We start from the raw sequence: 20869 nt of genomic DNA, 5'->3' as shown, positions 1-20869 counted from the left end.
CGCTTCCGTGTGGGGTAGGCGGTACGAATGTCAGGATTTCCGTTTTCGGGGGTCCGAAACCTCCCTACAGCGAGGAAGCACATGAAGTACATGGGTGAAATGCTCCTGACCCGGGCGCCGTTTTCGGAGATCGTCATGGGCAACACGGCCCTGGTGCGGGCCATGGTCGAGTCCGGGACGCGCGTGGTCACGTCCTACCCCGGTTCGCCGACACCGGAGATCGCCACGGCGATCCAGTCCATCGCGCCGGAGAGGCGGCCTTTTTATTTCGAGTTCTCGACCAACGAGAAGGTGGCCACGGAGGTTGCGCTCGGCGCATCCCTGAACGGCTACCTGTCGACGGTCTTTTTCAAGAGTGTGGGGCTCAATGTGGCCGCCGACGCCTTCGTGCAGCTGTCGCTTTTGAACCTCATCGGCGGCATGGTCGTCGTGCTCGGCGACGACCCCGGCGCCAACTCCTCCCAGAACGAACAGGACAATCGCCACTACGCGGCCATGAGCTACACGCCGCTCCTGGAGCCGGCCAACCCGGCCGAGGTCTACGCCTACTACAAGGAGGCCGCGGCCTTGGCCCGCAGCCTGTGCCGCCCGGTCATCCTGCGCCTGACAACCCACGTCTGCCACGCCAAGGAGAAGGTCGCCTTCGCCGGTTGGGAGCCGCAAGCCTTCGAGAACAACCCGCGCTTCGACGCGGCCAACGGCCCGTACATCCCCCTCACGGCCGCCGTCTTCCCCAAGAAGCGCACTGCCCTGGAAAACCTCAGGAAGGCCGAGCGCTGGGTGAACGAGCGCGGCCTGCACACGGTCACGGGCGATGGGAGCCCGCGCGGCATCATCCTTTCGGGCATGGTCGCCCTGTCCGTGGCCGACGTCCTGGAGGGCCTCCCGAGCCGGCCCGACGTGCTCAAGCTGGCCATGCCGTATCCCATGCCGTCGCGCGCCGTCGCCGACTTTCTGCAGAGCCACGCCGAGGTCAAGGTGCTGGAGGAGTTGGACGACACCCTGGAGAAGGACATCAAGGCCCTGGCCTACGACCGTGGCCTCGCCGCCCGGGTCATGGGCAAGGCCGACGACGAGGACTGGGTGGGCGAGTACACGGCGGACAAGGTCCGGGACATCCTGCACCGCACCTGGCCCGACATGATCCCAGCCCGCAGGGCGGCGGCCGAGCCCCTGGCCCCCGTTCCCGCCCGTCCGGCCCAGATGTGTCCGGGCTGCGGCCACCGCAGCGCCTTCCACGCCATAAAGAAGGCCCTGCCCGAAGGCGCCATCACCGTGGCCGACATCGGCTGCCATACCCTAGGCTTCATGGAGCCCTACCGCATGGGCGAGATTCTGCTGTGCATGGGCGCGTCCACGAGCATGGGGGCGGGGCTGACTCTGTTCAACGACACGCGCAAGGTGGTGGCCTTCCTGGGCGACTCGACTTTCTTCCACGCCGGACTGCCGGGCATTGTCAACGCGCTCTTCAACCGGCACAACCTGACCCTGGTGCTCATGGAGAACGGCACCACGGCCATGACCGGGCACCAGGACCACGCCGGGTCCGGGCGCAACTTCAACGAGCCGACCGACGCCATCCCGGTGCGGCAGGTCCTCGAAGGACTCGGGGTCACGCACATATTCGAGACAGACACCTACAAGCAGACCGAACTGACGGATCTCATGCGCCAGGCACTGGACGTGGACGCCTTCAGCGTGGTCATCGCCCGTCACCCCTGCATGCTGCTCTTCACCCGCAACCAGCGCCGCAAGAGCGGATACGTGGATCGCCACGTGACCATCGACCAGGAACTCTGCACCCGCTCCCACGTCTGCGTGCAGGACTTCGCCTGCCCGAGCTTCACCCGTGCTGCAGACGGGGCCGTGACCGTGAACCCGGAGCTGTGCATCGGCGACGGCTCGTGCATGCAGACATGTCCCAGCAAGGCCATCACCCGCTAAGGAGCGTCACATGACCATATTCAATATCCATCTTTGCGGCGTCGGCGGGCAGGGCATCGGCCTTTTGAGCGAGATCATCCTGCGTGCCGCGGACCACGCCGGCCACGTGGCCAAGGCCGTCGACACCCACGGTCTGGCCCAGCGCGGCGGCATCGTCGTTTCGCAGATCCGACTCGGCAAGGCTGCCCACAGTCCCATCATCCCCGCAGGGGAGGCGGACCTCGTCGTGGGCCTGGAGCGGCACGAGGCACTGCGCGCCATGCAGACGGTCCTGCGCGACGGCGGAACCCTGGTCTACTACGACACGGTGCTGCAGCCCCTGCCCGTGCGCCTCGGAACGGCCGCAGAGGTGAACGAGGATGACGTCGCCCGTGCGGCGGCCGCACGCTCCATCACGGTCCATGCCGTGACGCGCCTGGACATCAAGGATCCGCGCATGCAGAACGTCGCCGTGCTCTCGGCCGTGAACAAGCTGGGCCTGATCCCCGGCGTGGCGGCGGAACACTACGAGAGGGCCATGGACGACCTGCTGAAGGGGGCTGCCCTGGAAGCGAACCTGGGGCTGTTCAGGGCCGCGGGGTAACGTCGCGGCGTGGGTGAGCGGATGCGGCTTGACGCGGGGGCCCGACGGACGGTCGGGTTCCCGCGTTATTGTTTTTTGGGAGGCAGTTTGAGGCCGGGCCGGCCTCAGAGCAGCAGACCCAGCAGCAGCGGCATGGAGACGATGGCCAGCATGGTCTGCACGGTGATGATGGCGGCCATGCGGTCGTGGTCGCCGCCCAGGACCCGGGCCAGGATGTAGGACGAGACCGAGACCGGCACGGCGGTGAAGATCAGGCAGACGCCCATGGGCGTGCCCGAAAGGCCCAGCGCCCTGCCTGCGGCGAAGGCCAGCAGGGGCAGGGCCAGCAGTTTGCAGAACGAACTGGAGATGATGTCCTTCCAGCCGTCCAGGGCGGCGGAGAAGGACAGCCCCGCGCCCACGGCCAGCAGGCCCAGGGGCAGGGAGGCGTTGCCGAGGATGTGCAGCCCTTCCTGCAGCATGGACGGCAGCGTGACGCCCGTCCCGTGCAGGGCGAAGCCTGCGGCGCAGGCCAGAATGAGCGGGTTGCGGCCGAGCTGCACCAAGGTGTCGCGCAGGCCGCGCGCCTGGGTGTTTCGCCCGTGGCGGGTCAGGACCAGCACGCAGAGCACGTTGACGGTGGGGATGACGGTCATCAGGGCCACGGCGGAGAGGGACAGCCCTTCGTCCCCGAAAAGGCCGCCCACGGCCGAAAGGCCGACGTAGGTGTTGGGCCTGATGGCCCCCTGGAAAATGGAGGTGAAGGCCGGGCCGTCGTTCTGCAGCCGGGGCCGGGCGGCCATGAGCGCCGCGGCGATGACGCATATGGCGGCGACGAGGCTCGCGGCCATGGCCAGCAGGGGATGCTGCCCGGTTTGCATGGAGGTCAGCTTGTCGATAAGCAGGGCCGGGAAGAGTACGTAGTAGGTCAGGCGTTCGGCCTGGGGCCAGAACTCCAGGCTCGGGAAGGAGGCCCTGCGCAGCATGAAGCCGGTCAAAATGAGCAGGAAAATCGGCAGGATGGTTTGAAGAACGTTCACCGCGCACCTCCGTAGCGGCGAACACTAGACCCATGGTTGGCGGCTGTCCAGCGGGCCTGCCGCCCGTTTTCGCGCCTCAGGACCGTGCGCGAAGCTCCGGCCAGATTTCGTGCAGTGCGGCGGCGATGTGCTCGTCCCCATGGGCATCGTTGCGGACCGTGTGCGCGTGCAGAAAGTCCGCGGCGATGCGTTCCAGGGCGTCCGTTACGCGCTCCCCGTGACGGGGCCGCCTGGCCATGTAGAGGTCGAAGTGGTCGACCTTGTCCCGCCGGATGCGGTCGTCGATGCGCCGGATGCGGATGTCGCGCTCCGTGGTCACGAACAGGGTCTGCAACCCCTGGCCGCGCAGGGATGCCAGGGCTCCGCGGAGGAGGGTGGGCATGCGGAAGGACTCGTCGTGCCCCATGTGGAAGGCCAGCAGGCGCAGGGCCGTGTGGCTGACGACCATGACCGGCTTGCGGCGCAGGAGCCGGTAGGCCAGGACGTCCGCCAGGATGCACAGGGACAGCGTCGTCGGCAGCGCCCAGGCGATGAGGGGATAGATGCGCAGGAAAAGCCTCTCGGCGAACAGGCGCACGGGCCCCTTGTGCTCCGAGGACTCGGCCGCGCAGGCCGGGGCCGAGAGCCAGCCGCGTCGCTTCTCCACGAATACGCCGGCCTCCTGCAGATGCGCCATCACCAGCTGGGCCACGTGATCCTTGCCCGAGGCGTCGGTGCCGAGGATCAGGACCAGGTTGGGGCGCTGCGCTGTCCTTTCCTTCGCGCGGTCCGGGATTTCGCCCCGTGCGGCGTGACTCATGCCTTTCCTTTCACGGCCCGGATTTCGGCGGCGCGCTCGGCGAACAGCTTCCGGTGCAACTCCATGTGCACGAAATAGTCGCGGATCAGCGCCTCCAGGGTGATGTCACCGTCCTCGCGTCTCCAGACATGATGCAGGGCGGCCGGGTTCACGCTTTCGATGAGGTGCAGCAGGAACAGGTTGTAGCTTTTCCACAGGGCCAGCACGTCGGCGTAGCCGAAGGGGCCGATGCCGGTCACATTCCGCCACTCTTCGGCGTCGTACTTGGGGAAGACGAGGACGGGCTCGAGCTGCAGGCGCACGAAGCGCTGGTGGTTGTTGGCGGCGGAGTCCACGAGATGGGTGACCATCTCCTTGAGGGTCCATGTGTCTTCGGTCAGGCGGATGTCGGCCAGGTGAGCGCTGGCGTCCATGAGGTTTTGGAAGGCGTCGATGTGCGTTCTGTATGCGGCGGTGTCCATGTTCGCTCCTTGTTTCGTGCGTGGACGAATAGCGCGGGAGGCGGCGACGGTTCAAGGGGAAATGGGCTGGCCGGCCGAGAGGGCGTTCTTGACAGGGCGCCGCTCGTGCGAGACGTAACCGCCTCCCGGAAGCATTTCGGTTTTCCGTACCGGTCCAGACCGCGCAGGTGGTCCGAAATCCGGACCGGCGGGGCCGACGCCACAAAAATTCCCAAGGATGCATCCATGAAGATCGCCGTCATCGGTTCCGGCGCCATCGGCACCTACTACGGGGCCCGGCTGCTGAGTGCCGGGCATGAGGTCCATTTCCTGTTCCACTCGGACTACGGACACGTCCGTGACAACGGCCTGCGCGTGGATTCCGTGCGCGGCGACATGTTCTTCCCGCAGGTCAACGCCTACGGGCGCGTCGAGGACATGCCGCGCTGCGACGTCGTCCTCGTGGCCACCAAGACGACCACCAACCATCTGCTGGAAAAGCTCCTGCCCCCGGTCTGCGGCCCGGGGAGTGTCGTGGTGCTGATGCAGAACGGCCTGAACGGCGAGCGGGCCATCGACCGTTTGGGCCTGGGTGTGACGGTCATCGGCTGCCTGTGCTTCGTATGCTGCAACAAGGTCGGGCCAGGCCACGTCGCGCATCTCGATTACGGCAAGGTGACCCTGGGCCACTATCTTTGCGGCGACCGCCCGGCCGGGGTCACGCCCGAACTGGAACGGGCCGCCACGCTTTTCGAGGGTGCGGGGATCCCGGTGGAGAAATGCGACGACCTGATCCTGACGCGATGGCGCAAGCTGTTCTGGAACATCGCCTTCAACGGCCCGTGCGCCCTGCTCGGCGCCACCACGGACCTCATCGTCAGCTGTCCGGCCACGCGCCGGCTGGCTCGCGACCTGATGGTCGAAGTCCGGGCCGGCGCCCTGTCCATGGGCCGCGACATTCCCGAATCCTTCATCGGCGACATCCTCGATTCCACGGACAGAATGGCCCCCTACAAGCCGAGCATGATGCTCGACGCCGAGAACCGCCGTCCCCTGGAGGCCGAGGCCATCTACGGCGAGCCCCTGCGCACCGCCGCCGAGCGTGGCGTGGACCTGCCCGCGGTGCGGACCATCTACCTTCAGCTGCTCTTTCTCGACGAGCGCCTGCGCTCAGCCTGAATTCGCCCTTCATACGGACTGTCCCCCCGGAGGCCCCGCGCCTCCGGGTTTTCCCGCTCCGAGCGGGCCTGCCTGCCCTCGCGTCGCGACTGGCCTGCACATGTGCAAAAGGATTGATGCCGCTACGCGCACATGTGCCAGGTTCTGCATTTCGTGCTGTCCATCCACTGGAATGATTCGATTTTTCGTTGGTACGCTTCGTGCTTTCAAATTCAGATCATATTAATACGAATTTTTCGGGGGATGATCATGAAAACCGTTCGCGCCGTGTTTCTCGCTGTCCTGATGTCTCTGGCCGCTACCCAGGCCTTCGCCTTTCTCGACATGTTTTCCGGGCCCAAGGACGTGCAGGCCGAGAACGGCGTCGTCAGGATCCCGGCATCCGAGGTCTCCGACGGCAAGGTCCACCATTTCCGCTTCGCGGGAGACGGGCCGGAGCTGAAGTTCTTTCTGATCGAGAGCGGAGACAGGCTGCGGGCCGCCTTCGACGCCTGCGACGTTTGCTACCACGCCAAGAAGGGCTACACCCAGGACAAGGAGTTCGTGATCTGCAACAATTGCGGCATGCGCTTCCACGCCTCCCGCATCGGCGACGTCAAGGGCGGCTGCAACCCCGCGCCGCTTGCGCACCGGGTCGAGGGCGGCGATATCGTCATTTCCGTGGCCGACTTGGCAGCCGGCGCGGAGTTCTTCAAGTGAACATCCTGACCATCCCCCTGCGGACCATGCGAAAGAAGTGGCTCAAGACGTCGCTTCTGTTCACGGTGTTCGCCCTGAGCGTGGTGGCCATCGTCTCCCTCAACTACGTCTCGCGGGAAGTGGGCCATTCCCTCGAAAAGAAGCTGACGGCCTTCGGCGCCAACATCCTGGTCTCGCCCAGGAGCGAGAAGCTGACCGTGAGCTACGGCGGGTTTTCCATGGGCGACATGCTCATGGGCATGACGGATCTGCGCGAGACCGACGCGGAGGAGCGCATCCTGTCCATCGGCTACCGCGACCGCATCAGCGTCGTGGCGCCCAAGCTCGTGTCCATGGCCAGGGTCGGCGATGTGGCCGTGGGCGTGGTCGGGGTTCGCTTCGAGCGTGAGAAGGTCCTCAAGGGCTACTGGTCCATGCAGGGCGATTTTCCGGCCGCGGAGAACGGCGTCCTGGCCGGCTCCAAGGCCGCGGCCCGGCTCGGCCTGAAGGTCGGGGACGGGTTCGATTTGGCCGGGCGGCCGGCGGTGGTCTCCGGCATCCTCGACCCCACGGGCAGCGACGACGACTCCGTCATGTTCGCGGACCTGGGTTTCGCCCAGGCGGCCTTCGGGCAGGAGGGCAAGGTCAGCTTTGTCGAGGTGGCCGCCCTGTGCGCGGGCTGCCCCATCGAGGACATCGTGCGCCAGCTGGAGGAAAAGCTCCCCGACACGGACATCCAGGCCATGCAGTCCATCGTCAAGCAGCGCATGTACTCGGTCCACTTCGTCGAGCACCTGATCCTGACCGTCAGCCTGGTCATCCTCCTCATTGCCTGCTGCATGGTCGGCGCGACCATGCTCTCCTCGGTCAACGAGCGGGTCCGCGAAATAGGCCTGCTGCGCTCCCTGGGCTTTTCCCGCGCCGGGATCTTCGGCGTGTTCTGTTTCGAGGCGGTGCTCATCGGCCTGGCGGCCGGGGTCGTCGGGTATTTCGGTGGATTTTTCCTGAGCGTCGAGGTTCTGGATCTCCTGGGCATGGCCCAGGAGGCCGAGGCTGCCATGCACCCCGGGCATCTCGTGCTGACGTGCGCGCTCATCGTCGGCGTCTCCGTCCTGGCCGCCTTCTTCCCGTCGTGGAAGGCCGCTTCCATCGAGCCGTCCACGGCGCTCATCTCCCTGTGAGGCACGCAATGCTTGAAGCCAAAGACATCACCAAGATCTTCACCTCCGAAGGGGTCGCCACCCCGGCCCTGCGGGGCGTCAGCCTGACCGTCGGGGCAGGGGAGTTCGTCAGCATCGTCGGGCGCTCGGGCTCCGGCAAGACGACGTTTCTGAACGTCCTCTCGACCCTGCTGACTCCCGACGGCGGAGAGATTCTCTACGGCGGCGAGAACGTGACCGCCTTCTCCCCCGAGCGTCTGAACAGGCTGCGCAACCGCGACTTCGCCGTGGTTTTCCAGTTCCACTACCTGCTGCCGTACCTGACGGCCCGCGAGAACGTGCTGCTGCCCTTCATGACGGGTCTGGGCCGCGTGGGCGGCCATGAACGGGCCAGGGCGGACGAGTGCCTGGCCCGCGTGGGCCTGGCGGACAAGGGATGCAAGCTGCCCGGACACCTGTCCGGCGGCGAGCAGCAGCGCGTGGCCATCGCCCGCGCCCTGGTCAAGGACTCGAAGATCCTCTTCGCCGACGAGCCCACCGGCAATCTGGACAAGACCACGGGGGAGTCAGTCATGTCGCTGCTGGCGGACCTGAAGCGGGACGGCCTGTCCATCGTCATGGTCACCCACGACGAATCCTACGCCCGCCGCGCCGACAGGGTGGTGCGCATGGCCGACGGGGTCGTGCTCGCAGAGGCGTGAACGGGAGGTCGGCTCAGCCCTGCATGACTTCGGCGATGGTCCTCATGAGATCCGCGACGACCACGGGCTTGGCGATATAGCCGTCCATGCCCGCGGTCAGGAACTTCTCCCGGTCGCCGGTCATGGCGTAGGCCGTCATGGCGATGATGGGGACGCGCCGTTTTCCCCGGAGGCTCTCGGACTGCCGGATGGCCATCGTGGCCTGGACGCCGTCCATGACGGGCATCTGGATGTCCATGAGCACGCAGTCGAAGCGCTGCCCCTCAAGGGCCTCGACGGCCTTCCCGCCGTCTTCGGCCAGGACGATCTCGTGTCCGGCCCTGGTCAGAATGATCTGGATGGGCATCTGGTTGGATGGGTCGTCTTCCACCAGAAGGATGCGCAGCCGCCCCTGGCCGTCCGCAGCTTCAGCCGTTTCGTGCGTCGCTGGGGCGGACGCCGGTTCCAGGGGCAGCACGACGCGCATCGTGGTGCCGTGCCCCGGGCTGCTCTCGACGTAGATCTCGCCATCCATCAGGTTGACCAGTCGTTGGACGATGGCCAGGCCGAGGCCTGCCCCCTGATAGGTGCGGGTGTAGGAATTTTCCACTTGGCGGAACGGTTCGAATATTTCCTTAAACCTGTCTTCGGCAATGCCGATGCCCGTGTCGGTGATGGTGAAGCCGACCTTCAGCCCGCCCTGCCCGGGCGACGACAAGGCCTCCACTGTCAGGTCGACCCGTCCCTGATCCGTGAATTTGAGGGCGTTGCCCACCAGATTGAAGAGGACCTGCCTCACTCTCGTCTCGTCCCCGACGAAGCGGAGGGGCAGGGCCGGATCGATGCGGCATCCCAGACTGACGCCCTTGGCGTTGGCCGTCGGCGCGAAAAGCGTCGACACGGACTCCGCGATCTCGCCGAGGCCGAACTCCGCCTTGCGGATCTCCATCCTGCCTGCCTCGATTCTCGACAGGTCGAGGATATCCGCGAGCAACCTGTTCAGCCGGCCGATGGATCCTTTGGCCAGGTCCACGTATTCCGACTGCTCGGCGTCGAGGGACGTCGTCTCCATGAGCTGCAGCATGCCCATGACGCCGTTGATGGGCGTGCGGATTTCGTGGCTCATGTTGGCCAGGAATTCCGACTTGGCCTGGTTGGCCGCCTCGGCCGCCTCCTTGGCCTTCAACAGGGCGTCTTCGGCCAGCTTTCTGCTCGTCAGGTCCACGTCGAGGCAGAAGAGTTCGGGGGGGCTGTCCGGCTTTTTGACGATGACGTGGCTCGAGAAGACGAGCACCCTCGAACCGTCCCTACGCATGAGCGACAGCTCCCCGGCGGGGATGGGGATGCCCGTCTCGGCCATGGACCGCATGTCCTGCTGCACGAATTCCCGTATCTCCGGCGGGATGATCAGATCCACCAGGTTTTTTCCGACCGCTTCCTGCGCCGTATACCCGTAAAGGGTTTCCGAGGCTGCGTTCCAGTATATCGTTGTGCCGGCCAGGTCATAGCCCTGGACCGCCACGGAGGGGACCTGCTCGAAAAGGTTGCGGAAGCGCGCCTCGCTTTCGCGCAACGCCTCCTCGGTCCGCTTGCGCTCGCCGATGTCCTCAAGGGTGGCGATGACGCCCGTGCATTTCCCCCCGTCGGTGATTGGGTTGAAGACCACCCGCAGGTGTTTGCTCAGACCTCCGGTGATGGAGGTATACTGGTCTTCGAAGACCGCGACCTCGCCGGCCAGTGCCCTGACGATGGTTTCCCGCATTTTCGGGGTGCTTTGGCGGGCGGTGTTGAAGCCAATCAGTTTTTCCCGCGGGGAGCCCATGAGCTTTTCAAAGGGCGGGTTGCAGTCGATGATGGTGCCTTCGCGGTCGAAAAAGACCACGCCCAGCGCCGAGTTCCGGAAGATGATCCTGTGGTGCTGCTCGCTTTCGCGCAGGGCCGCCTCGGCATTTTGGCGCCTGACGGTGTCCGCGGCCAGCGACTCTGCCATGCCGTTGAACGCTTCGGCCAGGATATCGAGTTCTTCGATGTCTGGAGCCGGCTGCACCCTGGCCGAGAGGTCCCCCCTGCCAATGCGCTTGGCGGCCGCGGCCATCTCCTCGAACCTGAGGCCAACGGTTCGGCCTCCGAGGTACCATCCGATGATCAGGGTCAGGCCAATGGCCAGGAAGAGCAGGCCGAAATCCCGGATCATCTGGGCCTGGCTGGCGGCAAAGAAGGCTGCTTTCGGAGCGCCGGTGAAAACGTACATGTAGGGCGGTTGGTCGGGGGCGACGCGCACCTGGTGAAAGGCATGGATGCGTTCCACGCCGTCGGAGTCTTTTCCCACGACCAGGCCTTCGGTCCCGCCGTTTTTGGCCGCATCGAAGATTTCCTTTTTGATGGGGCCACCCACGGGTGTGGCGGGGCTTTCCGGGTAACGGTACAGCCGGTTGCCGTTTCGGTCGCAGATGCCGATGAAGGAATCGGGCGGAAAGGCTCCGCTGCTGAACACGTCGCGGTAAAGGTCCAGTCGGATGCTGGTCAGCAGGATGCCCGTGACTTCGCCCCGCTCGCCGAAAACGGGGCAGCCGAAGGCGAAGACCGGCACGTGCAAGGTGACGCCGATGAGATATTCACCCGTGGAGAAGCGTTTGGTCTCCAAGGCGTCCCTGAAATGTTTGGTCCGGGCGAAGTTCGCGGGCTTGTGGGCGGTGCCTGAAGCGATGAGGTTGCCCTGGGTGTCGACCAGATGCAGGGCACCGTACAGCGGGTTGATGCGCAGCACGTCGGCGAAAAGCCTTTCGCAGCCAGCCACATCCTTGCTGCGCACTTCCTCCGACGCCGACAGGCTCTCCAGCAGCGTCTTGATGTTCTCGGTGGTTTTGGTCTGGGTTTCGGCGATATGCCAGGAGAAATGAAGCAGATCCTTTTCGGCCTCTGTGATGGCTTTGTGACGGTTGTTCAGGCCGGTCAAGAGGACGATGACGATGGCCGGAAGGGCCGAGAAGATGAAGAGCAGGGCGAGTTTCTTGCGTATCGAACCGTGAAGGGTGCGTGTCAGCATGTTTTTTTCCGGGCGGAAGGTGTGGCTCTCTTTATCCAGCCGGGAGCGCCGGCGAACGGACCGATTTACGTGCATCATGCCGGATGAATCCGGCATGATGCACGTATCTGTTTTTGCAGCTGCTGCCTAGAGTTCGGGACGCGGACCCTGAAAAGTCTGAAAGCGGGAGGCACCGGTTGGACTGGCGCATGCGCCGTATCGTGGTGTTTCCGGCCGGGATCATGCCCCCCCGCGCATGAATTTGTCGAGGGTCGACGTCAGTTCCGCAATGGAGACCGGTTTGGCCAGATAGGCGTTCATGCCTGCCTGCAGGAAACGCTCCCTGTCGCCGGGCATGGCGTAGGCGGTCAGGGCCACGACGGGGATGTTCCGCTTCGGGCCCAGGTCGTGCGAGGCGCGGATGAGACGGGTGGCCTCCAGACCGTCCATGACGGGCATCTGGACATCCATGAGCACGGTGTCGAAGTCCTCGTGGCGCAGACGGTTCAGGGCCTCCTGCCCGTTTCGGGCCGAGGTCACGGAATATCCCTTGTTTTCCAGCATCCTGCGCACGGAGAAGTGCGTCACTTCGTCGTCCTCGGCCAGAAGAACCCGGCCCGTGGCCTGCGCCTGCTGCGGCGTGTCCGTCTGCGCCCGTGCGGCCAGGGCCTTGGGTAGGCTCCCGAGGGTGACGCAGAAATGAAAATTCGTGCCCGTCCCGACCTCACTCTCGACGGCGATGGATCCGCCCATGAGCGTGACCAGATTCTTGCAGATCGTCAGGCCCAGGCCGGCGCCCTGGTGGTTCCGGGCATAGCCCTGGGCGGCCTGGGTGAACGGCTGGAACAAGTTGCGCAGGGACTCTTCGGAAATGCCGCAGCCCGTGTCCGAGACCGTGAAAAAGATCCGGGTATCGTTTTCGTTGCGGCTTGGCAGCGGGTAGACCTCCACGGCGACGCGCCCATGGCGCGTGAATTTGAAGGCGTTGCCGAGAAGGTTTGTCAGCACCTGCTGCAGCCGGAGAGGGTCCCCCTTCACGTTTGACGGGACAGCGGGGTCCACGTGAAGTTGGAGTGCGACCTGTGACTGCACGGAAATGGGCATGAAGAGGTCGATGGTCTGCTGCAGCATTCCCCGGAAGTCGAAAGGCTCCTGGCGAATTTCCATCTTGCCCGCCTCGATGCGCGAAAGGTCGAGGATGTCCGAAAGCAGGCGCGTCAGCCGGTTCGTCGATTGCAGGGCCAAGGCGCAGAATTTCTGCTGTTCCGAGTCCCGGACCTCGGCTTCAAGAAGCTGGAGCATGCCCATGATGCCGTTCAGGGGTGTGCGGATTTCGTGGCTCATGTTGGCCAGGAATTCCGATTTGGCCTGGTTGGCGGCCACGGCGGCTTCCTTGGCATTGAGCAGTTCCAGTTCCATCTGCTTGCGGTCGTGGATGTCGACGTGCGTGCCGATGAGGCGGGTCGGCTTGCCCGATGCGTTTCTGGAAACGACGTTTCCGCGTCCCATGACCCAGCGCCACCGGCCGTCATTCGTCTTGAGGCGGAATTCCAGCGTGAACGGTTCGCCGCGTTCGATGTGGTCCGCCACGATGCGTTTTGCGTTCTCGCGGTCGTCTGGGTGGAGCAGCCCCTCCCACGTGACCAGGGCGGGCGGGAAGTCGTCGGGCGTGTAGCCGAGCATGGTGGCGTACCGGGGGCTGAAATACACTTGGTTGTTTTCGAGATCCCAATCCCAGATGGCGTCGCTTGTTGCGTCCAGGGCCAGCGCCAGGCGTTCCTGGCTCAGGCGCAGGGCCTCTTCCGTCCGCTTCATGCCCTCGATCTCGCGGCTCAGGGATGCGGCCATGTCATTGAAGGCCGACGTCAGCGTGGCGATTTCCGTGACATCCGGGTCCGGTTCCACCCGGGCCGCGAGGTCCCCCTGGCCGAACCGCCCGGACGCGTCGGCCAGTTCTTCGAGTTTGCGCCCCAACCGCTTGCCGCCGAAAAACCAGCCGCTGATCAGGGTCATGGCCATGGCCAGCAGGAAGATGCCCAGGTTGCGGACCATCTCCCGCTGGGCGTTGGCGTGCACGATGGTTTTCGGCGCGCCGATGAAGATGGTCATGTACGCGGGTCCATCCGGGTCAAGGCGCACGTTCCGGAAGGCGACGATGCGTTCGATGCCATCGGTGCCGCTATCCGTCTTGATGCCCTCGACGCCTCCCGCCGCCGCAGCCTGGAACATCGGCCGCCGGATGGGCTCGCCAACGGGTCCGGGGCTTGCGGAAGGATAGCGGAAAATCCGGATGCCGGCATGGTCGCAGCCGCCGATGAAGGAATCGGGGGGAAGCTCCATGGTGTTGAACAGCGTGCTGAAGCTTTCCAGGGGGATGCTCGCCAGCAGCACTCCTCGGACATGACCGGCGTCATCGAGCACGGGGCAGGCGAAGGGAAAGAGGGGGATAGGTGCAAGACGGCCGATGAAAAACTCGCCGGAAGCGAATTTCCCGGTAGCCACGGCATCCCGGAAGTGCTTGCTGCCGGAGAGGTTGGCGACTGCCTGTGGCCGCGTGGTGGCAATGACGCGCCCGTCGGGGTCGGCGAGGGTGATGGCGCTGATGTTCGGGTTTGTTTTCAGGGCGCGGTCCAGGACCTGTTTGCACGCAGCGGCATGGCCGTCGCGAATGTCGGGCAGCATGGCCAGGTTTTCCAGCAGAATCCTGATCGAGAGGGTTGTCGTCTCCTGGATGTCGGCCACGTGTGCGGCGAAGCGGAGCAACTCGTTTTCCGAGCGGGCGATGGACTCGCTGCGGCTTTGCAGGCCGTAAAGGAAAATGACGGCGAAGGCGGGTAGGGCCGAAGCGAGAAAGAGGATGGCGAGCTTCTTGCGAATGGATCCGTGGAGGAGGTGTTTCAGCATTTCCCTGCTTCCGGAATTCGGGGTGGTAAATTCGTGTGGAGCCCTTGCGAACAGACCTGTCGCGACACGTCGACGGCAATATCGTGCAGCCGATTCGCGTACCGCTGAAACGAGGCTAGTTCAGGTTGCTCATGGGCACAACCGGAAAGAAGAGAGCTGAGCGGCATTGTCTGCTTTTTGGATCCAGCATGTCCTTTATTATGCTCAAATCATTGCGGAAGTTTCTCTTGTCGGTGTCGCAGGTCAAGGCGGCGAACTGCCGTGACGTCACGGCAAAAAGTCGCAACCCCTTGAAGAAGTTTTTTCTTTAACTTACTGAAAAAATTTGGTTTAATGTCTCTTCCCGACGTGGCCGGCCTGCGCGGGAATGGCGCTTGGACTCGTTCGCGGATTATTCTGCACCGATACCTTGTTGTGCGGAATGGCATGAATCCGTCATTCGGTACTGCTTACGGATAGCATCATGGCGGTCGGAAAGATTCCGGCCCAAGGCATGATGCGTGCGTCGATTCCCTCGGGCGGCCTTTCAGGCCATGCCTGCCGAGGTCCATCCTGTCATTCGGCCTCCAGATGTGTGCCTGGTGCAGGAAAACTCGAATCGAATTGTTCCCATGCCTTGAGATTTTGAGCAATTTGATCCACAAGGGTATCAAAATACGGAGGACGATACCCCAAGGTGTTCCGAAAGATGAGCGAACAGATTCTCTTCGTGGGCGGAGATTTGAACCATTTGGGCAAGCATGTGCGCGGATCGGGGCTGCACGCCGCCGTGTCGCTGGCGTTCCTGCTGCTCGTCCTCGTGCTGCAAACGCCGCTCGTTGCCGACGCATCCGACCCATCCTCGCCGATCGTTTCCGCTGCCGAGATCGATTACCCTCCTTTTTCCGTTGTCGACAGAACGGGCCGCGCCGACGGTTTTTCCGTGGAGCTTCTGCGCGCCTCCCTGGCCGCCATGGGCCGCGACGTCACCTTCTGGACGGGCCCCTGGGCCGAGGTCCGCGGCTGGCTGGAAAAGGGCGAGGTGCAGGTTTTGCCCCTGGTCGGCCGCACGCCCGAGCGCGAAGAGTTCTTCGATTTCACGGTGCCCTACATGACCCTGCACGGGGCCATCGTGGTGCGCTCCGGGACGGAGGATATCAATGACTTGGCTGATCTCCGGGGACATCGCGTGGCTGTCATGCAGGGCGACAACGCCGAGGAGTTTCTGCGTCGTGAAGACCGCGGCATACTGATCACGACCACCCCCACCTTTGAGCAAGCCCTGCTCGAATTGTCCGAGGGGCGTTACGACGCCGTGGTCGTGCAACGGCTTGTGGCGCTGCGTCTCATTCCGCAAACCGGGCTTGCGAATCTGCGGATCGTCGACAAGCCCATCGAGGACTTTCGTCAGGATTTCTGTTTCGCCGTCAAAAAGGGCGACAGCCGCATGCTGGCCCTGCTGAACGAAGGGCTCGCCATCGCCATCGCCGACGGGACATACCGCCGTCTTCACTCCCGGTGGTTCGCCGCCCTGGAGTTGCCGAAGGACCGCCGCATCGTCGTGGGCGGCGATCATCGCTATCCTCCGTTCGAGTATCTGGACGAACACGGGAACCCGGCCGGTTTCAATGTCGAGCTTACCCGGATGATCGCCAAGGAGATGGGGCTGGACGTTGAAATCCGTCTCGGGCCCTGGACGGGCGTGCTGCACGATCTGGAGCGGGGCGACATCGACGCGGTTCAAGGCATGTTCTATTCTGCTGAACGGGACCGGAAATTCGACTTCTCCCAACCGCATTCGGTGAACAATTACGTCGTCGTGGTGCGGCGTGGGGTCATCGATCCTCCGGCTTCACTCGACGACCTCAAAGACAAGAGCGTCGCCGTCCAGAAGGGGGACGTCAGCCACGACTACCTTCTGGAGCAGGGCCTGGAGTCCCAGGTGTCCGCCGTCGAGACCCAGGAGGACATGCTGCGGGGGGTGGCCGAGGGGAAATACGACTGCGCCCTGGCCCCCCGCATCATCGCCCTGCACATCATCAAGGAGCGCGGCTGGACGAATCTGCAGCTGGGCCAGAATACGTTCCTTTCCCTGGATTACTGCTATGCCGTGCCCAATGGGCATGCGGCGCTTCTGGCTCAGTTCGGCGAGGGGCTGCGGGTTCTCAAGGATTCCGGCGAATACCGGCGCCTCTACGAGAAATGGATGGGCGTGTACGAGCCGCCAACGCTGTCGCTTATCACCATCCTGCGCAAACTCGCCATGGTCCTCGTGCCGCTGCTCCTCCTGCTGCTCGGATTTTTCCTTTGGTCGTGGACGCTGCGCCGGCAGGTCAAAATGAGGACAGGGGAACTCCGCGAAAGCGAGGAACGCTTCAAGGTCCTGCACAACGCCTCTTTCGGCGGCATCACCATTCACGACAAGGGCGTCATCCTGGATTGCAATCAGGGGCTCTCCGATATCACCGGATACTCCACGGATGAACTGATCGGGATGGACGGCCTCATGCTCCTGTCCGAAAAATCGCGCGACCTGGTCATGGGCAAGATCCTGTCCGGTGACGAAAGTCCCTACGAGGTGGTGGGCCTCCGCAAGAACGGGGAAGAGTATCCCGTGCGCCTCGAAGCGCGCAACATCCCCTACAAGGGAAAAAATGTGCGGGTTACGGAGTTTCGGGACATCACGGAACAAAAGCGGGCTGAAGAGGCCCTGCTGCTGGCAAAGACGCAGGCGGAGGCAGCCAACCAGGCCAAAAGCGAATTCCTGGCCAACATGAGCCACGAGATCCGCACCCCCATCAACGGGGTCATGGGCATGCTCCAACTCATGGAGACCACCCCTCTCGATGCCGAACAGGCCGGCTACATCCGCATGGCCACCGAGGCCGGCAACCGCCTGACCAGGCTCCTGTCGGACATCCTCGACCTCTCCAGGGTGGAGGCGGGCAAGATGGAGATTCGCAAGGCGCCCTTTCAACTCCACGATATCATTGATTCCGTCTCCGGGCTTTTCACCGTCGCGGCCAGAAACAAGGGCGTGGCCCTGGAATGCACGCTTGCCCCGGGCATGCCCGAGGCCCTGCTCGGCGATGAAATGCGGGTGCGCCAGGTGCTCTTCAATCTGGTGGGCAACGCCATCAAATTCACGGAGCAGGGCCGGGTCGTTCTGACGGCTGCGCTTCTCTCCGCAAGGGATGCGGAGGACTGCCGCGTGCATTTTTGCGTCACGGATACAGGCATCGGCATTGCCGAAGACAGGCTGCGCGACATCTTCGAGCCGTTCCGGCAGGTCGAAAACTCCTTCACCCGCAATTACCAGGGCGCAGGGCTGGGCCTGTCCATCGTGCAGAGGCTGGTCGATCTCATGGGCGGAACCATCACCATAGAAAGCGCCCCCGGCGAAGGCACGAGCGTGCATGTCATCCTGCCCTTCAAACCGCATGGAGACGCCGCATCAAGCACCGCCAAAACTTCAGGCGCAGAGGCGGGCGACAGGTTGCGCGTACTCCTCGTCGAGGACGACGCGTCCAACCGCCTCACGACCCAGAAGCTGCTGGAAAAGTCCGGACACAGGGTGCTGCTGGCCGAAAACGGCCGTCAGGCGCTTGAGTTGCTGGCCGCTCATGACGTGGACTGCGTTCTCATGGACATCCAGATGCCCGTCATGAACGGCATCGAGGCCACCCGCCACATCCGTGAATCCGCTGATCTCGGCCCGAAGAAGGACGTCCCCGTCATCGCCCTGACTGCCTACGCCATGGACGGGGACAGGGAAAAATTTCTGGCCGCCGGGATGAACGGATATGCGGCGAAGCCCGTAAGGATCGAGAGCCTTCTGCACGTGATGGCCGAAACCCTGGCCGGGTAGCGTCGACTGAGCTGCGGCGCACAACCTGACGCGGCCGTGGATTGGCACAGTCGGCACGAAGCGGGTTGAGGGTGGGGGATGTGATGAGGGCGGCAGGAGGGATGCGAAAAAGCCCCGGGCTTGCGCCAGGGGCTTGGTGTGTATTTCCCGGAACCTCCGGGGGGGCGGGATGACTCCCGTTATGGTCGAAGATGGCGTCCCCAAGGGGATTTGAACCCCTGTTATCGGCGTGAAAGGCCGGTGTCCTGGACCTAGCTAGACGATGGGGACGAGGGTGGCTGGGCGACTTAGATTCGAACTAAGATTGACGGAGTCAGAGTCCGCTGTCCTGCCGTTGAACGATCGCCCAGCAGGGAAAAGCCTCCTTAGAGAAAGCGGCCGGCCCTGTCAAGACATGAAATGCGGTCCCTACCAGCTGCCGCCCGCCGCCAGGCGCGGGTCGTACATGGTCCGCAGGACCAGGATGTCGGATTGGGAGAACCTGCCGTTCTTGTCTTGCTGCGCCTGCATGGAATTGAGGACCGAATCCGGGGCGGCCTTGGGGTGGGTCATGACCCCCAGGGCGTGCATGAATTCATGACGCACGATCCACAGCTTCTGGCCCCCCGAGGTCTGGAAGTCGAGGTGCAGGACGATGTCGGCCCGCCTGATGGCCCCTTTCGGGGAGGCGACCAGCCGGGTGAAGCCCCTGATGCGCTCCCCGAGTTCCTGCCAGCCCGCCGCGCCCTCGGCGCTGCCGGTCACGGTGGCCTGCCACTCATCGGCTGAGTCCGTCAGGAAGAGGCGGACGTTGGCCTGGTTCCGCGACGACACCTCCCGGAACGCGAGCCCCGGGAGAATGCCGCGCAGTTCGCTTACGACCGTGTCGATGTAATATGTGCCTTCCAGCCGGTCTTCGCCGCCGACCCAGTACTCCACGGGTTCCTCGAAACGGGTGATGACCCCGGACGGGATGTAGTCGCGCAGGATGGCGTCGTCGTCCGCCTGGCAAAGGGCGGGGGTGAGCAGCAGGACGAGGAGCGTAAGGGCGAGGGCGGGGCGCATCATTCCTCCGGGGTGACGAGGTCGGGCCGGAAATGGCGTACATAGGCGCGGTAGCACGCCGTGACGGGCGAGGACGGGTCCATGCAGGGCAGCAGGTTGCCGATGGGTTCCGGCCGCGCCGCCTTGGGCGTCGGCGGGGCCGTCGGCAGCAGGGATTCGTCCAGGGCCGGGCGGCCGGCCATGAGTTCGATGGTCACCTTCTGGAAGTAGGCCGTGCCGAGAAAGGCGTTGGCCTTCTCCAGGATGCTCCCGGCGAAGAAGGAGAACTCCTGCATGACCATGGAGTTGGTCGCGCCGAGAATCATGGTCTCCTTGCGGTGCCCCAGGGGTCGGATCATGCCGGCGATCTCCGGTCCCAGGATCTCCGGCCAGTGCCGCCACAGTCGGGCGATGGCCAGCTCCAGGGCCGCTTCGGGCGTGCCCAGGACCCGGTCCAGGGCCTCCGAGGCCGTGCAGGTTCTTTTCTGTCGTTCGCGCATCCTCTCTGCCTACCCATCTTGATACCCCCAGGCAAGGCCGGTTCTTGACCTTTGCCCGGATGGCATGTAGGCGAGGCTATATCAAAATATCTTGATATAGATACGTAGCCACAACACGCAGCAGCACACCACCGGACACCATGAAACTTCTGACCCAGACAAAGGCCCTGGCCGACGAGACGAGGCTTCGCCTTTTGGGCGTCCTGGCCAGTCACGAGCTCAATGTGGGAGAGATCGTGCAGGTCATGGACATGGGTCAGTCGCGCATCTCCCGGCACCTGAAGATCCTCATGGACGCGGGCTTGGTGGGCTGCCAGCGCCACGGCTTGTGGGCCTTCTACAGCGCCAGCGCCTCCAACGGCTCGCGGGCGCTGCTGACGGCCGTGCTGGAGGGCCTGGCCGGTCTGCCGGAGCACAAGGCCGACCTGGACGCGGCCGCGCAGGTCCTGAGCGAGCGCCGCCGGTCCACGACGCGTTTCTTCGACGGCGTGGCCTCGGACTGGAAGCGCCTGAGCCGCGAGATGCTCGGCGACTTCGAGCTGGGCCAGGCCATCCTGGGCAGGCTCGAATCCTATGGCCGTCAACTGGGCACGGTGGTGGACCTGGGCTGCGGTCCAGGTCTCCTGCTGGGGCATCTGGCCGGGGTGGCCGACTGCGTCATCGGCGTGGACAACTCGGCGCGCATGCTCGACGCCGCGGCCAAGCTCCTGCCCGAGGGGCCGGAGGTCAGCCTGCGCATCGGCGACCTGGAGCACCTGCCCCTGCGCGACGGCGAGGCCGACGCGGCCGTCATGTCCCTGGTTCTGCACCATCTGGCCTCGCCCCAGGCCGGAGTGGCCGAGATGGGCAGAGTGGTGCGGCCCGGCGGACAGGCAGTGCTGGCCGATTTTCTGCTCCACGACAACGAGGCCCTGCGCACCGGCTACGGCGACCGCTGGCTCGGGTTCGCGCCCGAGGACCTGCGCTCCTGGCTGGAGCGGGCCGGCTTCCAGGAACTGTCCTGCGAGCGCCACCCCGTGAACCTGGGCCTGACGCTCATGGTCATCACGGCCCGGCGCGAGGAATTTTCCGTATAATACCGTTTGTCA

Annotated in this window: 15 protein-coding genes and 2 tRNA genes; 8 read left to right on the top strand and 9 right to left on the bottom strand. The window is 64.4% G+C overall.

Going from position 1 to position 20869, the window contains the following annotated elements; genetic code table 11:
• Positions 1 to 81 precede the first annotated feature (81 nt).
• Positions 82 to 1944, top strand: a complete 1863-nt coding sequence (locus ACYQ3G_RS15305; protein ID WP_459827065.1) for a thiamine pyrophosphate-dependent enzyme — start codon at positions 82 to 84, stop codon at positions 1942 to 1944.
• 10 nt (positions 1945 to 1954) lie between these two features.
• A complete protein-coding gene (locus tag ACYQ3G_RS15300; RefSeq protein ID WP_459827063.1) occupies positions 1955 to 2527 on the top strand; it encodes a 2-oxoacid:acceptor oxidoreductase family protein in 573 nt (190 codons plus the stop codon).
• 104 nt (positions 2528 to 2631) lie between these two features.
• Here ACYQ3G_RS15300 and ACYQ3G_RS15295 read toward each other — a convergent pair whose 3' ends face one another.
• The 3 genes from ACYQ3G_RS15295 to ACYQ3G_RS15285 form a co-directional block, all read right to left on the bottom strand.
• Complete coding sequence (locus tag ACYQ3G_RS15295; protein WP_459827061.1) at positions 2632 to 3546, bottom strand: AEC family transporter; 915 nt, start codon at positions 3544 to 3546, stop codon at positions 2632 to 2634.
• 76 nt (positions 3547 to 3622) lie between these two features.
• Positions 3623 to 4345, bottom strand: a complete 723-nt coding sequence (locus ACYQ3G_RS15290; protein ID WP_459827059.1) for a hypothetical protein — start codon at positions 4343 to 4345, stop codon at positions 3623 to 3625.
• Positions 4342 to 4806, bottom strand: a complete 465-nt coding sequence (locus tag ACYQ3G_RS15285) for a hypothetical protein (protein ID WP_459827057.1) — start codon at positions 4804 to 4806, stop codon at positions 4342 to 4344. The genes ACYQ3G_RS15290 and ACYQ3G_RS15285 overlap by 4 nt, the downstream gene beginning before the upstream one ends.
• Before the next feature lie 225 nt (positions 4807 to 5031).
• Here ACYQ3G_RS15285 and ACYQ3G_RS15280 point away from each other — a divergent pair, with 225 nt between their 5' ends.
• From ACYQ3G_RS15280 to ACYQ3G_RS15265, 4 genes are all read left to right on the top strand, one after another.
• Entirely contained in the window at positions 5032 to 5964 is a 933-nt protein-coding gene (locus ACYQ3G_RS15280) for a putative 2-dehydropantoate 2-reductase (RefSeq protein ID WP_459827055.1), read from the top strand.
• A 249-nt stretch (positions 5965 to 6213) separates the two neighbouring features.
• Positions 6214 to 6663, top strand: coding sequence for a Fe-S-containing protein (locus tag ACYQ3G_RS15275; RefSeq protein WP_459827053.1), 450 nt, complete (start codon positions 6214 to 6216; stop codon positions 6661 to 6663).
• Positions 6660 to 7823 (top strand): ABC transporter permease, encoded by a 1164-nt coding sequence (locus tag ACYQ3G_RS15270; protein WP_459827051.1) that lies wholly within the window; start codon positions 6660 to 6662, stop codon positions 7821 to 7823. Before ACYQ3G_RS15275 ends, ACYQ3G_RS15270 begins: the two co-directional genes overlap by 4 nt.
• An 8-nt stretch (positions 7824 to 7831) precedes the next feature.
• Positions 7832 to 8503, top strand: coding sequence for an ABC transporter ATP-binding protein (locus ACYQ3G_RS15265; RefSeq protein WP_459827049.1), 672 nt, complete (start codon positions 7832 to 7834; stop codon positions 8501 to 8503).
• Positions 8504 to 8516: 13 nt separating this feature from the next.
• Here the strand turns inward: ACYQ3G_RS15265 and ACYQ3G_RS15260 are convergent, their stop codons facing one another.
• Positions 8517 to 11528: a PAS domain S-box protein gene (locus tag ACYQ3G_RS15260; protein ID WP_459827047.1), complete on the bottom strand. Its 3012-nt coding sequence runs from the start codon at positions 11526 to 11528 to the stop codon at positions 8517 to 8519.
• 219 nt (positions 11529 to 11747) lie between these two features.
• Positions 11748 to 14411 carry an ATP-binding protein gene (locus tag ACYQ3G_RS15255; RefSeq protein WP_459827045.1) on the bottom strand — a complete coding sequence of 888 codons (2664 nt, stop codon included), beginning with the start codon at positions 14409 to 14411 and terminating at the stop codon, positions 11748 to 11750.
• A 688-nt stretch (positions 14412 to 15099) separates the two neighbouring features.
• Between ACYQ3G_RS15255 and ACYQ3G_RS15250 the strand changes: the two genes are divergently transcribed.
• Positions 15100 to 18258, top strand: a complete 3159-nt coding sequence (locus ACYQ3G_RS15250) for a transporter substrate-binding domain-containing protein (RefSeq protein ID WP_459827043.1) — start codon at positions 15100 to 15102, stop codon at positions 18256 to 18258.
• Between the two features lie 192 nt (positions 18259 to 18450).
• Here the strand turns inward: ACYQ3G_RS15250 and ACYQ3G_RS15245 are convergent.
• The 4 genes from ACYQ3G_RS15245 to ACYQ3G_RS15230 form a co-directional block, all read right to left on the bottom strand.
• Positions 18451 to 18528, bottom strand: a tRNA-Glu gene (locus ACYQ3G_RS15245).
• A gap of 5 nt (positions 18529 to 18533) precedes the next feature.
• Positions 18534 to 18607 (bottom strand) — tRNA-Gln (locus tag ACYQ3G_RS15240).
• Positions 18608 to 18666: 59 nt separating this feature from the next.
• Positions 18667 to 19302 carry a DUF2927 domain-containing protein gene (locus ACYQ3G_RS15235; protein WP_459827041.1) on the bottom strand — a complete coding sequence of 212 codons (636 nt, stop codon included), beginning with the start codon at positions 19300 to 19302 and terminating at the stop codon, positions 18667 to 18669.
• On the bottom strand, positions 19302 to 19781 hold the full coding sequence (locus ACYQ3G_RS15230; RefSeq protein ID WP_459827039.1) for a DciA family protein: 480 nt from the start codon (positions 19779 to 19781) through the stop codon (positions 19302 to 19304). The genes ACYQ3G_RS15235 and ACYQ3G_RS15230 overlap by 1 nt, the downstream gene beginning before the upstream one ends.
• A gap of 140 nt (positions 19782 to 19921) precedes the next feature.
• Here ACYQ3G_RS15230 and ACYQ3G_RS15225 point away from each other — a divergent pair, with 140 nt between their 5' ends.
• Positions 19922 to 20857, top strand: coding sequence for an ArsR/SmtB family transcription factor (locus tag ACYQ3G_RS15225; protein ID WP_459827037.1), 936 nt, complete (start codon positions 19922 to 19924; stop codon positions 20855 to 20857).
• The last annotated feature ends 12 nt before the right edge of the window (positions 20858 to 20869 follow it).

This window comes from Desulfomicrobium salsuginis, from assembly GCF_054657795.1.
This window is presented reverse-complemented; position numbering and strand designations above follow the sequence as displayed.

Excerpts from the sequence above, each read along its gene's own strand:
- ACYQ3G_RS15305 (WP_459827065.1), top strand. The coding sequence starts at position 82 with ATGAAGTACATGGGTGAAATGCTCCTGACCCGGGCGCCGTTTTCGGAG.
- ACYQ3G_RS15300 (WP_459827063.1), top strand. The coding sequence starts at position 1,955 with ATGACCATATTCAATATCCATCTTTGCGGCGTCGGCGGGCAGGGCATC.
- ACYQ3G_RS15290 (WP_459827059.1), bottom strand. The coding sequence starts at position 4,345 with ATGAGTCACGCCGCACGGGGCGAAATCCCGGACCGCGCGAAGGAAAGG.
- ACYQ3G_RS15285 (WP_459827057.1), bottom strand. The coding sequence starts at position 4,806 with ATGGACACCGCCGCATACAGAACGCACATCGACGCCTTCCAAAACCTC.
- ACYQ3G_RS15280 (WP_459827055.1), top strand. The coding sequence starts at position 5,032 with ATGAAGATCGCCGTCATCGGTTCCGGCGCCATCGGCACCTACTACGGG.
- ACYQ3G_RS15275 (WP_459827053.1), top strand. The coding sequence starts at position 6,214 with ATGAAAACCGTTCGCGCCGTGTTTCTCGCTGTCCTGATGTCTCTGGCC.
- ACYQ3G_RS15265 (WP_459827049.1), top strand. The coding sequence starts at position 7,832 with ATGCTTGAAGCCAAAGACATCACCAAGATCTTCACCTCCGAAGGGGTC.
- ACYQ3G_RS15260 (WP_459827047.1), bottom strand. The coding sequence starts at position 11,528 with ATGCTGACACGCACCCTTCACGGTTCGATACGCAAGAAACTCGCCCTG.
- ACYQ3G_RS15255 (WP_459827045.1), bottom strand. The coding sequence starts at position 14,411 with ATGCTGAAACACCTCCTCCACGGATCCATTCGCAAGAAGCTCGCCATC.
- ACYQ3G_RS15250 (WP_459827043.1), top strand. The coding sequence starts at position 15,100 with ATGAGCGAACAGATTCTCTTCGTGGGCGGAGATTTGAACCATTTGGGC.
- ACYQ3G_RS15235 (WP_459827041.1), bottom strand. The coding sequence starts at position 19,302 with ATGCGCCCCGCCCTCGCCCTTACGCTCCTCGTCCTGCTGCTCACCCCC.
- ACYQ3G_RS15230 (WP_459827039.1), bottom strand. The coding sequence starts at position 19,781 with ATGCGCGAACGACAGAAAAGAACCTGCACGGCCTCGGAGGCCCTGGAC.
- ACYQ3G_RS15225 (WP_459827037.1), top strand. The coding sequence starts at position 19,922 with ATGAAACTTCTGACCCAGACAAAGGCCCTGGCCGACGAGACGAGGCTT.